Here is a 17343-nt window from a genome sequence, read left to right as displayed (position 1 = left end):
GGCGAGCGTTTGGAATTCGGAAACAACTCGTCGCCTATCTTTCCCCCGCCGGCAAAGTCCAGAACGGGCCGAGCCTGCCGAAGGGGGCCTGAGCGGTATGATGCATCTCGATGCCGGAATTGGCGCCAGTCGTGGCGACGCAGTATTGGCGTTGCTTGAACGGGCAAAGGTCGCTCCACTGCCGCCGTTCTACAAGCTCTGCTACGACTACCTCGCCGGTGTGCGCACCCTGGACACCATGCGCGCGGCCGCCATCATCGAGGCGCCTGCGACGGACCGACCGGCCGCCACGCAGCTCTACGAAGATTTCGTGGCGCCCTATGAGTCCGACGAGACCGTCGGCAAGGTCGTCGCCACCATGCTCGAACGCATCGGCGTACTCGAGCAGCTCATCATCGACTCGCAGGAAGCCAACCGGTCGCAGGCGATCGACCTCGCCGACGCGACGGAGGGCCTGCAGAGCGCGAACCTGGACGCAACGTTACTGCGCGAATGGATCGACCGTCTGGTATCGACCAACCGCTCGCTCCAGGATGCCAACGAGGCGCTGTCCTCCGAACTCGACCAGTCGATCGGCGTCATCACCGCGGCGGAGGACGAACTGTCCGCCCTCAGCCGCAGCGTGGCGCTTGACCCGCTGACCGGCGTTGCCAATCGCTCGGGCGTGGACCAGGCGCTGGTCGAGGTGCTGCCCGAGCTCGAAAAGTCCAACGCCCGCATGTGTCTGGCGATTGTCGACATCGACCATTTCAAGAAACTCAATGACAGCTACGGTCACCAGATGGGTGACGAGATCCTGCGCATGGTCAGCCGCGCCCTCGTTTCGGCGACGCGCGAGAACGACATCGTCGGGCGCATGGGCGGCGACGAATTCATCATCGTCGTCCGCGACGAAGATATTGCTGGAGCCCGGATCATTGCCGAGCGGGTGCGCCGCAACATCGTCGATTGCGACCTCGGCAAGCTGCTGGGCAAGGGCGTGCTGGGCAATGTCACGGCCTCGATCGGTATTGCCCAGTTCCAGCGTGGCGAAACCATTGCCACGCTTTACGAGCGGGCCGATCGCTGCCTGTTCGAGGCCAAGAGCCGCGGCCGCAACCAGGTCTATGTCGAGACCCGCCCGGACCGCACCGCAGCCGCCTGACTAGATCACCTGGCTGAGGTGAAAGCTGCGCAGCACGGTGTGGTCGCGCAGGCCATGAGCAGGCGTCTTCGGATCGAGCCGGTCGGCGATCGTCCTGCCGTTGGCAATGCCGACCGCATCGATCACCACTCCCTGCAGTACCCGCTGCTCCTGCCGCGCCTGCGTCAGCAGATCAAACAGCATGGCCCGCACATCGCCGGAGGCGGCACAGGCGACGCACTCGTTGCCCGGACCGTGGTCATGCAGGGCCGGGTCAAGCCGCAGCACTGCGGTATCCCCGTCACGCTCGGGCAGCGGCCCCTGCGTCACGATCGTCACCGGAATGCTGGCGCCGGCGCGCTCGAAAGGTGAGCCGGCCATCAGTCGCTGTCCTTGCTCGACGGCGTGTAGTTGAGCACCGGACCGAGCCAGCGTTCGACCTCGCGGACGGGCATGCCCTTGCGTTTGGAATAGTCGAGGACCTGGTCGCGCTCGACCTTGGCCACGCCGAAATAATAGGCGTCCGGGTGGCTCAGATACATGCCCGACACCGACGACCCCGGCCACATGGCGTAGCTTTCGGTCAGACTCACCCCGATCCGCTGCTTGGCGTTCAGCAGGTGGAAGAGGGTGGTCTTTTCCGTGTGGTCGGGCTGCGCCGGATAGCCCGGTGCCGGCCGGATGCCCCGATAGGTCTCCTGCAGCAGGTCGTCGGCCGAGAGGTTCTCGTCGGGCGCATAGCCCCAGAACTCCTTGCGGACCCGGGCGTGCAGGACTTCGGCGAAGGCCTCGGCGAAACGATCTGCCAGGGCCTTGACGAGGATCGATGAGTAATCGTCATTGGCGCGCTCGAAGCGTTCGGCCAGCGCCACTTCCTCGAGCCCTGCCGTCACCACGAAGCCGCCGACATAGTCCGGTCGGGTGCCGACCGGCGCGACGAAATCGGCCAGCGCCATGTTCGGCTTGTCGCCCGATTTCGACAGCTGCTGGCGCAGCGTGTAGAACGTCGCCAGCTCCTCGCTGCGGCTTTCGTCGGTGAACAGCCTGATGTCGTCGCCCACCGTGTTGGCCGGCCAGAAGCCGATGATGCCCTTGGGGCGGAACCAGTTCTTCTGCAGGATCTCCGCCAACATCTTCTGCGCGTCTTCATAGAGCTGCCGGGCGGCCTCGCCCTGGGTCTTGTCTTCGAGGATCGCCGGAAAGCGGCCCTTGAGCTCCCAGGTCTGGAAGAACGGCGTCCAGTCGATATGCCGGGCCAGTTCGGTCAGGTCGTAGTTCTCGAACACCCTTGTGCCCAGGAAGCTCGGCTTGGGCGGCGTCACCTTGGACCAGTCGGTCTTGAAGCTGTTGGCCCGCGCCGCTTCCAGCGGCAGCCGCTGCTTGTCGGCTTCGCTCTGGGCGTGTTTGGCGGCCACTTTCTGGTACTCGGCCTTTACGTCGGCGATATAGGCCGGCCGCTGCTCGGGCGAGAGCAGGGCGGAGACCACGTTCACTGCCCGGCTGGCATCGTGCACATGCACCGTCTGGCCATTGGTGTATTGCGGATGGATCTTGACCGCCGTGTGCACCCGCGAGGTGGTGGCGCCGCCAATCAGCAGCGGAATATCAAACCCTTCGCGCTCCATCTCGGAGGCCACATGCACCATCTCGTCGAGCGACGGCGTGATCAGGCCGGAGAGCCCGATGGCATCGACATTCTCGGCCCGCGCCGTCTCCAGGATCTTGGCTGTCGGCACCATCACGCCGAGATCGATGATCTCGTAGTTGTTGCAGCTCAGAACCACGCCGACGATGTTCTTGCCGATGTCGTGCACGTCGCCCTTGACCGTCGCCATCAGGATCTTGCCGGCCGAGCGGCGGCCCGCCGCCTCGCCGGTAGCGGTCTTTTCCGCCTCCATATAGGGCAGCAGCAGCGCCACGGCCTGCTTCATGACGCGCGCCGACTTCACCACCTGCGGCAGGAACATCTTGCCCGAACCAAAGAGGTCGCCGACCACGCCCATGCCCGCCATCAGCGGGCCCTCGATCACGTGCAGCGGCCGTTCGGCCGCGAGTCGCGCTTCCTCGGTATCGGCGTCGATATATTCGGTGATGCCGTTGACGAGGGCGTGCGAAATCCGCTCCTCGACCGACTTCTCGCGCCAGCTCAGGTCCTTGGCCTTGGCCTCGCCGCCGGCCTGACCGCGATAGCTTTCGGCCAGCTCCAGCAACCGCTCGGTCGCGTCCTCGCGCCGATTGAGGATCACGTCTTCGCAGGCGTCGCGCAACTCGGGATTGACCGACTCGTAGACCGCCAGCTGGCCGGCATTGACGATGCCCATGTCCATGCCCGCCTGGATGGCGTGATAGAGGAACACCGAATGCATCGCCTCGCGCACCGGCTCGTTGCCGCGGAACGAGAACGACAGGTTCGAGACGCCGCCGGAAATGTGGACATGGGGCAGTGTGGCGCGAATTTTCTGCGTCGCCTCAATGAAGTCATTGCCGTAATTGGCGTGCTCCTCGATGCCCGTCGCCACGGCGAAGACGTTGGGATCAAAGACAATATCCTCGGGCGGAAAGCCGACTTCCTCGGTCAGCAGCTTGTAGGCGCGGCTGCAGATCTCGACCTTGCGGGCTTCCGTGTCGGCCTGGCCGGCCTCGTCGAATGCCATCACCACCACCGCGGCGCCATAGGCGCGGACGAGGCGGGCGGACTCGAGGAACTTTTCCTCGCCTTCCTTCATCGAGATCGAATTGACCAGGGCCTTGCCCTGCACGCATTTGAGGCCGGCCTCGATCACCGAGAATTTCGACGAGTCGATCATCAGCGGCACGCGGGCGATATCGGGCTCGGCAGCGAGCAGGTTGAGGAACTCGACCATCACCTTCTCGGAGTCGATCAGCCCCTCGTCCATGTTGATGTCGATGATCTGGGCGCCGTTCTGCACCTGATCGCGCGCCACATCGAGCGCCGCATTGTAGTCGCCGGCGGTGATCAGCTTGCGGAAGCGGGCCGAGCCGGTGACGTTGGTGCGCTCGCCGATATTGACGAAGGGGATGTCCTTGGTGAGCGTGAACGGCTCAAGCCCAGAGAGCCGCAGCAGCCGCTCGCTCTCCGGCACCTGGCGCGGCTTGTGCTTGCTGACTGCCGCCGCGATGGCGCGGATATGGTCGGGAGTCGAGCCGCAGCAGCCGCCGACGATGTTGACGAAGCCGTCGCGGGCAAAGCCCTCGATCTGCCGCGCCATGAACTCGGGCGTCTCGTCATAGCCGCCGAACTCGTTGGGCAGTCCGGCATTGGGATAGGCGCAGATGAAGGTATCGGCGACGTCGGAGAGCTCGGCGATATGGGCGCGCATGGCGTTGGCGCCCAGCGCGCAGTTGAGCCCGATGGTGAACGGGTTGGCGTGCCGCACCGAGTACCAGAAGGCCGTCGGCGTCTGCCCCGACAGCGTCCGCCCGGACAGATCGGTGATGGTGCCCGAGATCATGATCGGGCGCGTGACGCCGCGCTCCGCGAAGATGCGCTGCGCGGCAAAGATGCCGGCCTTGGTGTTGAGCGTGTCGGTGATGGTCTCGAACAGCAGCAGGTCGGCGCCACCGTCGAGCAGGCCGTTGATCTGCTCGGCATAGGCCGCAACGATCTCGTCGAAGGTGACGCCGCGATGGCCGGGATTGCTGACATCTGTCGACATCGAGGCCGTCTTGTTGAGCGGGCCGAGGGCACCGGCGACGAAGCGCCGCCGCCCGTCCTTTTCGAACGCCAAGTCTGCCGCTTCGCGGGCGAGACGCGCGCCTTCGATGTTGAGCTCGTAGGCGAGGTCCTGCATGCCGTAATCGGCCATGACGATCGAGGTACACGAGAACGTGTTGGTCTCGACCATGTCGGCGCCGGCGAGGAAATACTCGAGATAAATCGCCCGGATCGAGTCCGGCTGCGTCAGGTTGAGCAGGTCGTTATTGCCGCGGACATCCTTGTGCCAGTCCTTGAAACGCTCGCCGCGATAGCCGGCCTCATCGAGCTTGAGGGCCTGGATCATGGTGCCCATGGCGCCGTCGAGAACCAGGATGCGCTCGCGTGCCGCCTGCTTGAGCGCGGACAGCACTTCTTCGCCATCCGGCAGGGCGGGGGACGGGGACTGGATGTGATTCATCGCTCTTGCCTCACGCGAAACGGATCCGAGGGATATAAAGATTTCTTTATATGATTGCCAGACCCAAAAGCCTTGTTCTGGGATTGCGCCGCATTTGCCGTCAATTTGAAGCAAATTAACCGGGCCGCAACCATGCTGAGCGACCTTCGAGGCAGGGAGGCCGTCGTTTGACTAAACTGCCCCTGTAACAGGTTCGGGTGCATGCTTTTCAAATCGTCTTTTCCAGCCAACTGGCGCAAGGCCGTTGCGTTTCTCGTCATTGCCGCCTTCGCAGCGCCGATGCTGGCCGCCTGCAGTGGCGGCAGCAGCAATCTGGGCGCCAAGGTCAAGCGCTCTGCGTTCACCTCGAAGGAATATGGCGTCGCCGTCTCGCCGCGCGTCACCAGCAATCCCAATCCGCCCAAGGGTGGCGGTCGCTATCTTGTGGGCAAGCCCTATACCGTCAGGGGACAGGTTTACACCCCCAAGGAAAATCCCCAAGGCTATGCCGATCGCGGGCAGGCCTCCTGGTACGGTTCCGATTTCCATGGCCGCCGCACGGCCAATGGCGAGATCTTCTCGGCCAATGCCATCACCGGCGCGCATCCGACGCTGCCGTTGCCGAGCTATGTGCGGGTCACCAATGTCGACAACGGCAAGTCGGTCGTGGTGCGCGTCAATGATCGCGGTCCCTATATCCACGGTCGCATCATGGACCTGTCGCATCGGGCCGCCGACATCCTGGGCTACGTCAACAAGGGCACCGGCAATATCGCCGTGAGCTATGTCGGCCCGGCGCCGCTCAATGGCGACGACACCAAGATGCTGCTCGCCAGCGTCAATCGTCCGACCCGCATGGAGGAGCAGCAGACCCGCTTCGCCATGGTCGAGCCGCAGCAGCTGCAGCCGGCGGAGCAGGCGGCCCGGGACGTCCTGCGCGACGGCGACGTCACGGTGTCGAACGGCCGCATCAATTTCGCCGACTACCAGTCCCAGCAGAAGGGCTCGAGCAAGGGCGGCTACTCGTCCTCCGACCTCGCCGACGATTTCTTCGGTCTGTTCGGCTACGCCGCAACCGAGGAAGAAGCGGCCATCAACAGCGCGCACGCCGCCGTCAACGCCATGGCCACGCGCTCCAGAGCGCTGGAGGACTGGGTCGCGGCGGTCGATGAGGATGCACGCGACATCAAGCTGCAACTCGGAGTGTTCCGCAACACCGAAAGTGCCGTCCGGATTGCCGACGCCTTCGCCCCACTGGCGGCCGTCGATGAGGAGATCGTCGCCATCGGCGATCACACCGCCACCAAACTGACCATCAGCCATCTCAAGCCCGGCGTCGCTCGCGCCGATGTGCTTTCGCTGGCCCAGGAACTTGGACTCACCGACATAGTTCTCTATTAGTCTGTCGCTAGAGCAGCGGCAGCTCGAACGATTGGGAATGCACGTGCGGAGAATTGTCGAAAGTCTTGCGGGAATGCTGGTGGCGCTGGCTGTGCTGACAGGCACCGCCTCGGCCCAGGAGTTTGATACCAAGGCCAAGTTTGCAGTGCTGATGGACTACGAGTCCGGCACGCTGTTGTTCAACAAGAACGCCGACAGCGCGCTCGAGCCGGCCAGCATGGCCAAGCTCATGACCATTGCCGTGGTGTTTGACGAACTGCAGCGCAAGCGACTGTCGCTGGACGACGAGTTCTTCATTTCCGAGCATGCCTGGCGCGACGGTGGCGCGGCCTCGGGCGGCTCCACCATGTTCGCCGAACTCAATTCCAAGGTGAAGGTCTCCGACCTCGTCCGCTCGGTCATCATCCAGTCCGGCAACGATGCTGCCATCGCACTTGCCGAAGGTCTGGCGGGCAGCGAGGCGACCTTTGCCGCCATGGAGAACCAGCTGGCGGCCGAGATCGGCATGACCAACTCGAATTTCGTCAATTCCACCGGACTGCCCGATCCCAACCAGTATTCGACGGCGCGCGATCTGGCGATCCTCGCCCGTTTCATCATCGCGCAGTTCCCCGAATACTACCCGATCTTCTCGGAACCCGAGTTCACCTGGAACAAGATCCGGCAGCAGAACCGCAATTCGCTGGTCGAGATGGGCATTGGCGTCGATGGCCTGAAGACCGGCCACACCGAAGCGGCCGGCTACGGCACGGTGGTCTCCACCGCGGCCGGCGGCCGCCGCCTGATCGCGGTGCTGCACGGCATGAACTCGATGAGTGAACGTGCCGAGGAAGCCCGCAAGCTGGTGACCTGGGGCACCCGCGGCTTCGAGCTCGTGCCGGTCTATCCCGAAGGCAAGATCGTCACCTATGCCGCGGTCTACGGTGGCGTGGAGCCGGAGGTTGGTCTCGTCGGCAAAGGCAGCATCGATCTCTTCCTGCCCAAGGGCGCCAACAACTGCCCGACGGCCACCGTCACCTATCGCGGCCCGCTGCGACCGCCGGTCAGGGCTGGCCAGGAAGTCGGCCAGCTCAACGTCATCTGCAACGACGTCGTGGTCCAGGTGACCCCGCTCTACGCGGCCAGCGACGTGGAAGAGGGCGACATCGTCCGCAAGGCCGCAGATGCGGTCAAGCACCTGCTGCTGGGCTGGCTCTAACCTCGGGGTTTCCGATGCTCGACGACGTGCCAGCCAAGGCCGCGGCCCGCTTCATCACATTCGAAGGCGGCGAAGGGGTGGGGAAATCCACCCAGGTCAAGCGGCTGCTCGCCAATCTGGGCGAGAACCACATTCCCGCCATCCGCACCCGCGAGCCGGGCGGCACACCCAAGGCCGAGGCGGTCCGCGCCTTCATCCTGCAGGGCCGCTGCGAAAGCTGGGGCCCCGGTGCGGAGGCCGTGCTGTTTGCCGCAGCGCGCCTCAATCATGTCGACCAGTTGATCGCCCCCAGCCTCGACGCCGGCAAGTGGGTGATCTCTGACCGCTTCCACGACTCCACCCGGGCCTATCAGGGCCTTACCGGCGGCGTCGACGACAAGCTGATCCGCGGCCTCGAAACGCTGGCGCTGCACGGCCGCAAGCCCGATCTCACCATTGTGCTCGACATGGACCCGGAAATCGCCTTCCGGCGCGTCGACACGCGCGAGCTGGAAGGCGCTCTGCAACAGACCGGCGACCGCTTCGAGAAGGAAGACCTGGAGTGGCACAAGCGGCTGCGCACGGCCTTTCTCGACATCGCCGCCGCCAATGCCGAGCGGTGCGTCGTCATTCCCGCCGCCCAGTCCGAGGACGCGCTCGAACAGGAAGTCTGGGACACGCTGCTCCGTCGATTCCCTGAAATCCGCGACGGGTCGGCCGCGTGAGCGAGACCGAACAGCGCGAGCCGGATCAGCTCGACGGCGTGCCGCTGCCCGAAGTGCGTCGCGAAGTCGTCGGCCATGACGCGGCCCGCGACGGCATCTTGGCACTGCTGGACGCCGGGCGGCTGCCGGGCGGCATTCTGGTGCATGGCCCGCGCGGCATCGGCAAGGCAACGCTGGCTTTCGACCTGGCGCGCCGCATCTTTGCCCGCACCGGCGACGAGGAACCGGCCCACATCGCCGAACAGGTTGCCGCGGGCGGCTATCCGAACCTGCAGGTGCTGCGCAAGGCGCCGCGCGACACCGGCAAGGGCTACTACACTGTCATCCGCGTCGATGAAGTGCGCGGCATGATCGAGCGCCTGCACCGGACCCGGGGCAGGGCGGGGCACCGCGTCGTCGTTGTCGACCCGATTGACGACTGCAACCCCTCCTCGGCCAATGCGCTGCTGAAGATCCTCGAGGAACCACCCCCCGACACCACCTTCTTTCTCGTTTCGCATCGCCCCGGATCGCTGCTGCCGACCATCAAGTCGCGCTGCCACGCCCTGGCCCTGCGGCCCATTGCCGACGACCACGTCCGCACCGTGCTGCTTTCGAGCAAGCCCGGCGAGCCAGTCGACCACGCCGTGGCACTGGCCGGCGGCCGGCCGCGTCGCGGCTTCGAGGCTTTGATGGTGGGCGACGAGAGCACGCTGGCGGCGCTGGGCAACTGGCTGGCCGATCCCACCCGGCCGCCGCCCGCGGCCCACATCGCGCTCGCCGACGTGCTGGCGGCCGACAAGGATGGCACCCAGCAGCGCTTCGCCCGCGAAATGCTGCGCGACTGGCTGGCCACCGAGGCGCGCATTGCAGCGGAAGCCGGCGCCCCGGCGCGCAGGCGTCTTGCCTCTGCTACCGAGCTATGGGACAAGGCCGACCTCATGTTTGCCGAGGCCGACGAGTATAACCTCGACCCGCGGCAGACCCTGGTCGCGATCTTCGACGCGATCAGGAAGCATGCGCACCTCATTGCGTCCCCGATCGAGTCCAGATGACCGCCAACAGTTTTTACGTCACCACCGCCATCGCCTATCCCAACGGCGAGCCGCATATCGGCCACGCCTATGAGATGATTGCCACCGATGCCATCGCCCGCTGGGCCCGGCTCGAGGGCAAGGATGTGTTCTTCCTCACCGGTACCGACGAGCACGGCATCAAGATGGTGCAGACGGCCGCGGCGCAGGGTGTGTCGCCGCGCGAGCTGGCCGACCGCAATTCGGCGCGCTTCCGCGAGATGGCGGAAAACCTCAATATTTCCAACGACGAGTTCATCCGCACCACCGACGAGCGGCACTATGCCTCGGCCCAGGAAATCTGGAAGCGCATGGCCGCCAGCAACAATGGCGACATCTACCAGTCCACCTATACCGGCTGGTATTCGGTGCGGGACGAGGCTTATTTCGATGAGGCCGAGCTGACCGACGGCCCGGATGGCAAGAAGCTGGCGCCGACCGGCGCGGAAGTGAACTGGGTCGAGGAGCCGAGCTATTTCTTCCGCCTCTCGGCCTATCAGGACCGCCTGCTCAAGCTCTACGACGAGCAGCCGGACTTCATCGCCCCCAAGGAACGCCGCAACGAGATCATCTCCTTCGTCAAAGGTGGCCTGCAGGACCTGTCGATTTCCCGCACCACCTTCGACTGGGGCATTCCGGTGCCCGGCGCGCCCGGCCACGTCATGTATGTGTGGATCGACGCGCTCACCAACTACATCACCGGCGTCGGCTTCCCCGACGACAAGGGCGCCCAGTTCCAGAAATACTGGCCGGCCAACCTGCACGTCATCGGCAAGGACATCATCCGCTTCCATACCGTCTACTGGCCCGCTTTCCTGATGAGCGCCGGCCTGCCGGTGCAGAAGCGTGTCTTCGCGCACGGCTTCCTCACGTCCGAGGGCAAGAAGATGTCGAAATCCCTCGGCAATGTCGTCGATCCGTTCGGCGTCGTGGCCGAGTACGGCACCGACCCGGTGCGCTATTACTGCCTGCGCGAAGTCAGCTTCGGCCAGGACGGCGACTGGGGCGGCGAGAAATTCGTCAATCGCAACAATGCCGATCTCGCCAACAATTTCGGCAACCTGGCGCAGCGCTCGCTGTCGATGATCCAGAAGAACTTCGCCGGCGAGATGCCCGAGGCATCGCCGACCGATGCCGACCGGGCCATCATCCAGACCGTCATCGACGGCATTGCCAAGATGAACGAGGCGATGCAGACGCAGCAGTTGCACGAGGCCACCGGCGAGTTGATCGCACTGCTCAGCGCCGCCAATCTCTACTTCGCCGAACAGGCGCCGTGGGGCCTGAAGGCCGACCTCCCGCGCATGGGGACGATCCTGGCGACGACGGCTGATGTCGTGCGCCGCGCCGCCATTGCCGCACTGCCGTTCGTGCCGGACTCGGCCGCCAGGTTCCTCGACATGCTGGCCGTGCCCGCCGAACAGCGGCTATTGGCGCATGCCCTCGGCGCCGACACCATTCCGGCCGGAACGGCGCTGCCGCCACCCCAGCCGGTGTTCAAGAAGTTCGAATTGCCCAAAACCGCGTAAGCCAGATGCTGGTCGATAGTCACTGCCATCTCGATTTCCCCGAACTGGCGGCCGACCGGGCCGGCGTGCTGGCGCGTGCCAAGGCGGCCGGCGTCGAGCGCATGGTGACGATCTGCACCTGGGTCGACAAGTTCGCAGAGATCCGCGCCATTGCCGAGGAGAACTCGGAGGTCTGGTGTTCGGTCGGCACGCATCCGCACAATGCCGATCAGGAACTGCACATCCAGACCGACGATCTGGTGCGGCTGTCGCAGCACCCGAAATGCATCGCCATCGGCGAGGCCGGGCTCGACTATTTCTACGACAACGCCCCCAAGGAGGCGCAGGAAACCGGCTTCCGCCGGCACATCGCGGCCGCCCGCATCACCGGCCTGCCGCTGGTCATTCATGCCCGGTCGGCAGACGACAAGACCGCAGCAATCCTCAGGAAAGAGGCGGAGCAGGGGGCCTTTCCCTTTGTTCTCCACTGCTACACCGGCGGCCTCGACCTCGCCCGGACCGGCCTCGAACTGGGCGGCTATGTCTCGTTCTCGGGCATCGTCACCTTCAAGAACGCCGAATCCATCCGCGACGTCGCCCGCATGGTGCCCGCCGACCGCTATCTGGTGGAAACCGACGCCCCCTATCTCGCGCCGATCCCGCACCGCGGGCAAAGCAACGAGCCGGCTTATACCCGCCATACGGCCGAATATCTCGCCAGCGTCCGCGGCACCTCGTTCGAGCTGCTGGCGGAGCAAACGACCGACAATTTCTACCGGCTGTTTTCCAAGGCCAGACGCTGATGGCCGAGGCGCAGCGCATCATTGCCACGATCATGGGCTGCGGCTCGTCGGGCGGTGTGCCACGGATTGGTGGCCACTGGGGCGTCTGCGATCCGGACAATCCGAAGAACCGCCGCAGCCGCTGCTCGCTGCTGCTCGAAGGGTTCTCGGACGGTGCCGAACAGCCCACCCGCATCATTGTCGACACCGGCTGCGACCTGCGCGAGCAGTTGCTGCGGGCCGAGGTCGATCGGGTCGATGCCGTGCTCTATACCCATGAGCATGCCGACCATACGCATGGCATCGACGATCTGCGGGTGCTGGCGCTCAACACCAGGAAGCGCGTCGACGTCTATTTCAGCCAGGAAGCGGCCAACCGCATCGTCCCGAGCTTTGCCTATTGCTTTACGGCGCCGCCGGGATCGGGCTATCCGCCGATCCTCAACCAGCACCTGCTGGAACCCGGCGACGACCTGGTGGTCGAGGGGCCGGGGGGCAGCATCGTGGTGCACGCCTTCGAGCAGGAGCATGGCGACATCACCTCGCTCGGCTTCCGCATCGGCAGGTTTGCCTATTCCTGCGACCTCAGCGGCATTCCGCAAGAGTCCGTGCCTGCCGTCAGTGATCTCGATGTGTGGATCCTCGACGCGCTGCGGCCGGCACCGCATCCAAGCCATCTGAGCCTGCAGGAAGCGCTCGATCTGGTGGCGCTGCGCCAGCCGCGACACGCCGTGCTGACCAACCTCCATATCGACCTCGATTACGTGCAGACCGACATCATGACGCCCGACAATGTCCGGCCGGCCTATGACGGGCTGCAGATCGACGTGCTGAACGGCGAAATCATCAGCCCGCGCTAACGCCAGGAGTTTTCATGTTCGAGGTCATCGATACCGGCATTGCGCCATCCACGTCGCCAGTCAACGACTGCGTCCGGGTCGGTCGCCAGGTCTGGCTGGTGGTCATCGCCGAAGATCCCGAGACCGGCGAGATCACGCCCGGCGGCATCGAGCCGCAGACCCGTCAGGCGCTGGCCAATCTCGACCAGGCCGTCCGCGCCGCCGGCGGCACGCTGGCTGACATCGTCCAGGTCCAAGTGTTCCTCATCGCCAGCGAAGACGCCGCCGGCATGAACAAGGTCTATGCCGAAGTCTTCAAGCGGCCGTTTCCGGTCCGTGCCACGGTAGTGGTCAAGGAACTGCTGGCCGCCGGACTGCGCATCGAGATCGCCGCCACGGCCATGCTGCCGGAGCCGCAGGGCGCCGCCTGAGGACCTCGACCTTCGCCGCAATGACACCGGTGGGGCATTGCTCTAGTGTCGCGCCGTCGGAACAGAGATTTCTCGGCCCCGAGAACGCCTTAGCGCCGCGGGGGACTTCAAGACCTGAGCTCGTTGCTCACCACGGCAGCTCAACTCTCTACATCAAATTGTTCCATAATATATCTTATGCGAATCACGGATAGCCAGCCAATGACCACTGAAGCCACCCTGATCGAGCAGCTTGCCAACGCCCAGCGCACCGGCACCCGCACTGTCGACCCCGCCCCCTATTCGGCCCTCGATCGCGCTGCGGCCAACCGCGTCCAGTACGGCGTGATGACAGCGCTGGGCGAAACGCCGGGCCTCTACAAGACCGCCGTGGCGCCCGATGGACTGGGTGTGGTCGCACCGATCTACGCATCGCGCGTCGGCCAGTCCGGCGCCTTCACGCTGCCGCTGGCGAACGTCGTCGGCCTCGAGGTTGAAGTCGCCGTGGTGCTCGGCAAGGCCATGACGCCCGACATGGACGACGCGGCGCTGCTGGCCGCCATCGATCACTATGTGCTGGGCGTCGAGATCGTCGGCACGCGCTATACCGATCGCGACGCGGCCAGCCATGCCGGCGGCCTGGCCGACAGCATGTCGGCGCTGGGCTACGTCATCAACCCGACGCACCGGGCCGCCAGGGACAATATCGACAACCTGAACGTGGTGCTCGAGTTCGCCGGCAGGCAGATCCATGACGCGCCGGCCAAGCATGGCTTCGGCTCGGTGCATGCCTCGCTCTTTGCCTATGCGCGGAACCAGTTGCCTGCCTTCCCGCTGCCCGCCGGCATGATCGTCACCACAGGCTCGCTCTGCGGCCTGGTGCCCACCAGCGGCCCCGGACACGTCGTCGCCCGGCTCGGCGACCTTGCCGTGGAACTCGATATTGCCTGAGCTCAGGTGAAGCGTACGGCGCCGATATGCGGCAGGTTGCGGTTGCGCTGGGCATAGTCGATGCCGTAGCCAACCACGAACTTGTCGGGGATCTCGAAGCCGATCCAGCCCGCCTTCACGTCGACCTCGCGGCGTGAAGGCTTGTCGAGCAGCGCGCAGACTTCGAGGCGCCTGGGATGGCGCGTACCCAGAAAATCCAATACGTGGCGCAGCGTGTAGCCGGTGTCGACAATGTCCTCGACCAGCAGCACGTCCCTGCCCTCGATCTCGCCGCGCAGGTCCTTGAGCACCCGGACTTCGCGGCTCGATTCGGTGGAATTGCCGTAGCTCGACACTTCGAGGAAATCCACTTCCACCGGCAGGTCGAGTTCGCGCACCAGATCGGCGATGAAAACGAACGAGCCGCGGAGCAACCCCACCACGGTCAGTTTTTCGGTGTCCGAGTAGAACTCTGAAATTTCCTTGGCCAGCGACTCGACGCGGGCCGCGATGGCCTTGGCCGAAATCAGTTCGTCGATGACATAAGGCTTGTCGGTCATGGGGATAAATCTCTCGCGTGGCGGCCGCATCGGAAGCAGATGCGCAATTGTTTGTCGAGTCTGTCGCCCGGCATCGATACAATGGCGACGACTCCCAAGAGGTACCCGATGACACCCTCCCGCGACATCTCCCGTCTCATTGAAATCATGGCAGCGCTTCGCAACCCCGATGGCGGCTGCCCGTGGGACCTGGAGCAGGACTTTGCCTCGATCCGCCACTACACCATCGAGGAAGCGCACGAGGTGGCCGATGCCATCGAGCGCGAGGACTATGACGACCTGCGCGAGGAACTGGGCGACCTGCTGCTGCAGCCCGTCTACCACGCCCAGATGGCCGCAGAGCGGGGCCTGTTCGACATTGGCGACGTGGTGCAGGCCATCACCGAAAAGCTGATCCGCCGCCACCCCCATGTGTTCGGCGAGGAGGCGGCGAGGAACGCCGGCGGCGCCAAGGCCAAGTGGGACGCCATCAAGGCCGACGAGCGTGCCAGGAAAGCCGAGAAACGCGGTGCGGACGCTTCGGTGCTCGACGACGTGCCGCAGACGCTCCCTGCCCTGTCACGGGCCGAAAAACTGTCGCGCCGTGCCGCCTCGGTGCAGTTCGACTGGCCGGACTGGCGCCAGACGCTCGACAAGGTGCGCGAGGAACTCGACGAGGTCGCCGAAGCGGCCGCCGCCGATGACAAGGCCAGGGTGACCGAGGAACTGGGCGATCTGCTGTTTGCTGCCGCCAATCTCGCTCGCAAGCTGGGCGTCGAGCCGGAAGCGGCGCTGCGCGACGCCAACCTGAAGTTTGCCCGACGCTTCCGCCATGTCGAGAGCCGCGCCGCGGCGGACGGCGTGCCGCTGGCGGAAGCCGGCCTCGACCGGCTGGATGGCTACTGGAACGAGATCCGAAAGAGCGACAAGGGCTGAGCGCAGTCGTCCTACCCAGAGGAGGGAAATGAAGGCTCAGTGACCCGCCGCTAGGGCTGGATGCGGCCGCCGAACCGCTCGGAAAAGGCGTGCGCGTGCCGGGGTTCGACGCGAATCTCGTAGATCTGCCCCTCCTCGTCCGGCTCTTCGCGATTGATGATTTCGGCATGGCCGTAGAGCCAGCCCATATCGGCGCCCTCGGCATGCTGGATGCGCACGCGAAAGGTACGGCTGCGCGAGGCCAGGGCCGTTTCAATGGCCAGTTTGAGCGCCTCCAGCCCCTCGCCCGACTGAGCCGATACCGGCACGGTCGCAGCGACCTTGCCGACGGCGCTGGCCTCGATCACCCGGTTGCCATCTTCATCGAGCGGCAGCAGGTCGACCTTGTTCCAGACTTCGATGACCGGCACTTTTTCGGCTGTCACACCGAGATCGGCGAGCACCTTGATGACGTCCTGCGCCTGGGCGGCGTGGTCCTCATTGGCGATGTCGCGCACATGCAGGATGACGTCGGCATCGACCACTTCTTCGAGCGTGGCGCGGAAAGCCGCAACCAGTTCGGTGGGCAGATCGGCGACGAAACCCACGGTATCGCTGAGCATCACCTCGCGGCCGTGCGGCAGTTCGATCTTGCGCACGGTGGTGTCCAGCGTGGCGAACAACAGGTCCTTGGCGAACACCCCTGCCCCGGACAGCACATTGAAGATACTGGATTTTCCGGCGTTGGTATAACCGACGAGCGCAACCACCTGGAACGGTACCTCGTCGCGCTTGCCCTTCTGCTGGCTGCGCGTCTTGCGCACCTTTTCGATGCGGTCCTCGAGCAGCACGATGCGATCCTGCAGCTGCCGGCGGTCGCTTTCGATCTGTGTTTCGCCCGGTCCGCCCATGAAGCCGAAGCCGCCGGAGCCGCGCTGCCGTTCGAGGTGGGTCCATGACCGCACGAGGCGGCTCTTCTGGTAGTTGAGATGGGCCAGCTCGACCTGCAGCACGCCTTCGCGTGTCGCCGCCCGCTCGCCGAAAATCTCGAGGATCAGCGCCGTACGGTCGAGTACCTTGGCGCCGGTTTCCTTCTCCAGATTCCGCTGCTGGATCGGATGCAACTGCGTGTCGACGAGCAACAGCTCGATGTCCTGCTCGCTCACCCGCTTGGCATATTCGGCCACGTGGCCGCCGCCAATGAAGGTCGCCGGCTTGACCTCGCGCACCCTGACCACGTCCGAGAACACGATCTCGACGCCAATGGCCCGCGCCAATCCCTCGAATTCCGATTGCCGTGCCTCGATCGAGTGACCATAGGCCCTGCCCCGCACATCGGGCACGATCAGGCCGACACGCGTTGGAGCCACACGATGGTCGATGAACTGCTGCGGGCCGGAATGCTCGTCGTCGTCGGGAAGATCAGTCATCGCAGCGCGAGGCCGGTCAATCGTCCACCACGTGTTCGGGGTCGAACAGCTGGATCGGTGCGCCCGGCATGATGGTCGAGATGGCGTGCTTGTAGACCAGCTGCGACTGCGCATCGCGCCGCAGCAGCAGGCAGAAATTGTCGAACCAGGTGATGACGCCCTGCAATTTGACGCCGTTTACGAGAAAGATGGTGACCGGCACCTTCTGCTTGCGGACATGATTGAGAAACGCATCCTGCAGGTTCTGTGTTTTTTCGCTGGGCATTTTAAGGCCTCTTCTCGCGCTAATGTTCGATCGACCCGGAGGCCGGCTCAAAACTCCTCAAGGCTGCGGCCCGCCGCCGCGCCGCAAAAAGTTCGTGTCCACTCCGACAGCAACTATGACACAATTCATTTT

At 64.8% G+C, this 17343-nt stretch carries 16 protein-coding genes; 11 read left to right on the top strand and 5 right to left on the bottom strand.

Features of this window, described 5'->3' with window-relative positions:
- Window positions 1-97 precede the first annotated feature (97 nt).
- On the top strand, window positions 98-1144 hold the full coding sequence (locus AC0L4C_RS14550; RefSeq protein ID WP_473400383.1) for a GGDEF domain-containing protein: 1047 nt from the start codon (window positions 98-100) through the stop codon (window positions 1142-1144).
- Here AC0L4C_RS14550 and AC0L4C_RS14545 read toward each other — a convergent pair whose 3' ends face one another.
- Window positions 1145-1504 (bottom strand): hypothetical protein, encoded by a 360-nt coding sequence (locus tag AC0L4C_RS14545; RefSeq protein ID WP_473400382.1) that lies wholly within the window; start codon window positions 1502-1504, stop codon window positions 1145-1147. It abuts the gene before it with no gap.
- Window positions 1504-5259, bottom strand: a complete 3756-nt coding sequence (gene metH, locus AC0L4C_RS14540; protein ID WP_473400381.1) for a methionine synthase — start codon at window positions 5257-5259, stop codon at window positions 1504-1506. Before metH ends, AC0L4C_RS14545 begins: the two co-directional genes overlap by 1 nt.
- A 201-nt stretch (window positions 5260-5460) precedes the next feature.
- Here metH and AC0L4C_RS14535 point away from each other — a divergent pair, with 201 nt between their 5' ends.
- From AC0L4C_RS14535 to AC0L4C_RS14495, 9 genes are all read left to right on the top strand, one after another.
- Window positions 5461-6639, top strand: coding sequence for a septal ring lytic transglycosylase RlpA family protein (locus tag AC0L4C_RS14535; RefSeq protein WP_473400380.1), 1179 nt, complete (start codon window positions 5461-5463; stop codon window positions 6637-6639).
- A gap of 43 nt (window positions 6640-6682) precedes the next feature.
- Window positions 6683-7837, top strand: coding sequence for a D-alanyl-D-alanine carboxypeptidase family protein (locus AC0L4C_RS14530; RefSeq protein ID WP_473400379.1), 1155 nt, complete (start codon window positions 6683-6685; stop codon window positions 7835-7837).
- Between the two features lie 14 nt (window positions 7838-7851).
- Entirely contained in the window at window positions 7852-8541 is a 690-nt protein-coding gene (gene tmk, locus AC0L4C_RS14525) for a dTMP kinase (protein ID WP_473400378.1), read from the top strand.
- On the top strand, window positions 8538-9575 hold the full coding sequence (locus tag AC0L4C_RS14520; RefSeq protein WP_473400377.1) for an AAA family ATPase: 1038 nt from the start codon (window positions 8538-8540) through the stop codon (window positions 9573-9575). Before tmk ends, AC0L4C_RS14520 begins: the two co-directional genes overlap by 4 nt.
- Window positions 9572-11122: a methionine--tRNA ligase gene (gene metG / locus AC0L4C_RS14515; RefSeq protein WP_473400376.1), complete on the top strand. Its 1551-nt coding sequence runs from the start codon at window positions 9572-9574 to the stop codon at window positions 11120-11122. The genes AC0L4C_RS14520 and metG overlap by 4 nt, the downstream gene beginning before the upstream one ends.
- A gap of 5 nt (window positions 11123-11127) precedes the next feature.
- Window positions 11128-11904 carry a TatD family hydrolase gene (locus AC0L4C_RS14510; RefSeq protein WP_473400375.1) on the top strand — a complete coding sequence of 259 codons (777 nt, stop codon included), beginning with the start codon at window positions 11128-11130 and terminating at the stop codon, window positions 11902-11904.
- Window positions 11904-12743 carry an MBL fold metallo-hydrolase gene (locus tag AC0L4C_RS14505; protein WP_473400374.1) on the top strand — a complete coding sequence of 280 codons (840 nt, stop codon included), beginning with the start codon at window positions 11904-11906 and terminating at the stop codon, window positions 12741-12743. The genes AC0L4C_RS14510 and AC0L4C_RS14505 overlap by 1 nt, the downstream gene beginning before the upstream one ends.
- Window positions 12744-12757: 14 nt before the next feature.
- Window positions 12758-13153, top strand: coding sequence for a RidA family protein (locus tag AC0L4C_RS14500; RefSeq protein WP_473400373.1), 396 nt, complete (start codon window positions 12758-12760; stop codon window positions 13151-13153).
- A 201-nt stretch (window positions 13154-13354) separates the two neighbouring features.
- Complete coding sequence (locus AC0L4C_RS14495) at window positions 13355-14083, top strand: fumarylacetoacetate hydrolase family protein (protein ID WP_473400372.1); 729 nt, start codon at window positions 13355-13357, stop codon at window positions 14081-14083.
- A gap of 2 nt (window positions 14084-14085) precedes the next feature.
- Here the strand turns inward: AC0L4C_RS14495 and hpt are convergent, their stop codons facing one another.
- Window positions 14086-14622, bottom strand: coding sequence for a hypoxanthine phosphoribosyltransferase (gene hpt / locus AC0L4C_RS14490; RefSeq protein ID WP_473400371.1), 537 nt, complete (start codon window positions 14620-14622; stop codon window positions 14086-14088).
- 108 nt (window positions 14623-14730) lie between these two features.
- Here hpt and mazG point away from each other — a divergent pair, with 108 nt between their 5' ends.
- Window positions 14731-15537: a nucleoside triphosphate pyrophosphohydrolase gene (gene mazG, locus AC0L4C_RS14485; protein ID WP_473400370.1), complete on the top strand. Its 807-nt coding sequence runs from the start codon at window positions 14731-14733 to the stop codon at window positions 15535-15537.
- A 50-nt stretch (window positions 15538-15587) separates the two neighbouring features.
- Here the strand turns inward: mazG and hflX are convergent, their stop codons facing one another.
- Window positions 15588-16946 carry a GTPase HflX gene (gene hflX / locus AC0L4C_RS14480; protein WP_473400369.1) on the bottom strand — a complete coding sequence of 453 codons (1359 nt, stop codon included), beginning with the start codon at window positions 16944-16946 and terminating at the stop codon, window positions 15588-15590.
- A 16-nt stretch (window positions 16947-16962) separates the two neighbouring features.
- Window positions 16963-17211 carry an RNA chaperone Hfq gene (hfq, locus tag AC0L4C_RS14475; protein ID WP_473400368.1) on the bottom strand — a complete coding sequence of 83 codons (249 nt, stop codon included), beginning with the start codon at window positions 17209-17211 and terminating at the stop codon, window positions 16963-16965.
- Between the last annotated feature and the right edge of the window lie 132 nt (window positions 17212-17343).

The sequence above is a fragment of the Devosia sp. J20-27 genome, assembly GCF_055808595.1.
This window is presented reverse-complemented; position numbering and strand designations above follow the sequence as displayed.

Excerpts from the sequence above, each read along its gene's own strand:
- AC0L4C_RS14550 (WP_473400383.1), top strand. The coding sequence starts at position 98 with ATGATGCATCTCGATGCCGGAATTGGCGCCAGTCGTGGCGACGCAGTA.
- AC0L4C_RS14545 (WP_473400382.1), bottom strand. The coding sequence starts at position 1,504 with ATGGCCGGCTCACCTTTCGAGCGCGCCGGCGCCAGCATTCCGGTGACG.
- metH (WP_473400381.1), bottom strand. The coding sequence starts at position 5,259 with ATGAATCACATCCAGTCCCCGTCCCCCGCCCTGCCGGATGGCGAAGAA.
- AC0L4C_RS14535 (WP_473400380.1), top strand. The coding sequence starts at position 5,461 with ATGCTTTTCAAATCGTCTTTTCCAGCCAACTGGCGCAAGGCCGTTGCG.
- tmk (WP_473400378.1), top strand. The coding sequence starts at position 7,852 with ATGCTCGACGACGTGCCAGCCAAGGCCGCGGCCCGCTTCATCACATTC.
- metG (WP_473400376.1), top strand. The coding sequence starts at position 9,572 with ATGACCGCCAACAGTTTTTACGTCACCACCGCCATCGCCTATCCCAAC.
- AC0L4C_RS14510 (WP_473400375.1), top strand. The coding sequence starts at position 11,128 with ATGCTGGTCGATAGTCACTGCCATCTCGATTTCCCCGAACTGGCGGCC.
- AC0L4C_RS14505 (WP_473400374.1), top strand. The coding sequence starts at position 11,904 with ATGGCCGAGGCGCAGCGCATCATTGCCACGATCATGGGCTGCGGCTCG.
- AC0L4C_RS14500 (WP_473400373.1), top strand. The coding sequence starts at position 12,758 with ATGTTCGAGGTCATCGATACCGGCATTGCGCCATCCACGTCGCCAGTC.
- AC0L4C_RS14495 (WP_473400372.1), top strand. The coding sequence starts at position 13,355 with ATGACCACTGAAGCCACCCTGATCGAGCAGCTTGCCAACGCCCAGCGC.
- hpt (WP_473400371.1), bottom strand. The coding sequence starts at position 14,622 with ATGACCGACAAGCCTTATGTCATCGACGAACTGATTTCGGCCAAGGCC.
- mazG (WP_473400370.1), top strand. The coding sequence starts at position 14,731 with ATGACACCCTCCCGCGACATCTCCCGTCTCATTGAAATCATGGCAGCG.
- hflX (WP_473400369.1), bottom strand. The coding sequence starts at position 16,946 with ATGACTGATCTTCCCGACGACGACGAGCATTCCGGCCCGCAGCAGTTC.
- hfq (WP_473400368.1), bottom strand. The coding sequence starts at position 17,211 with ATGCCCAGCGAAAAAACACAGAACCTGCAGGATGCGTTTCTCAATCAT.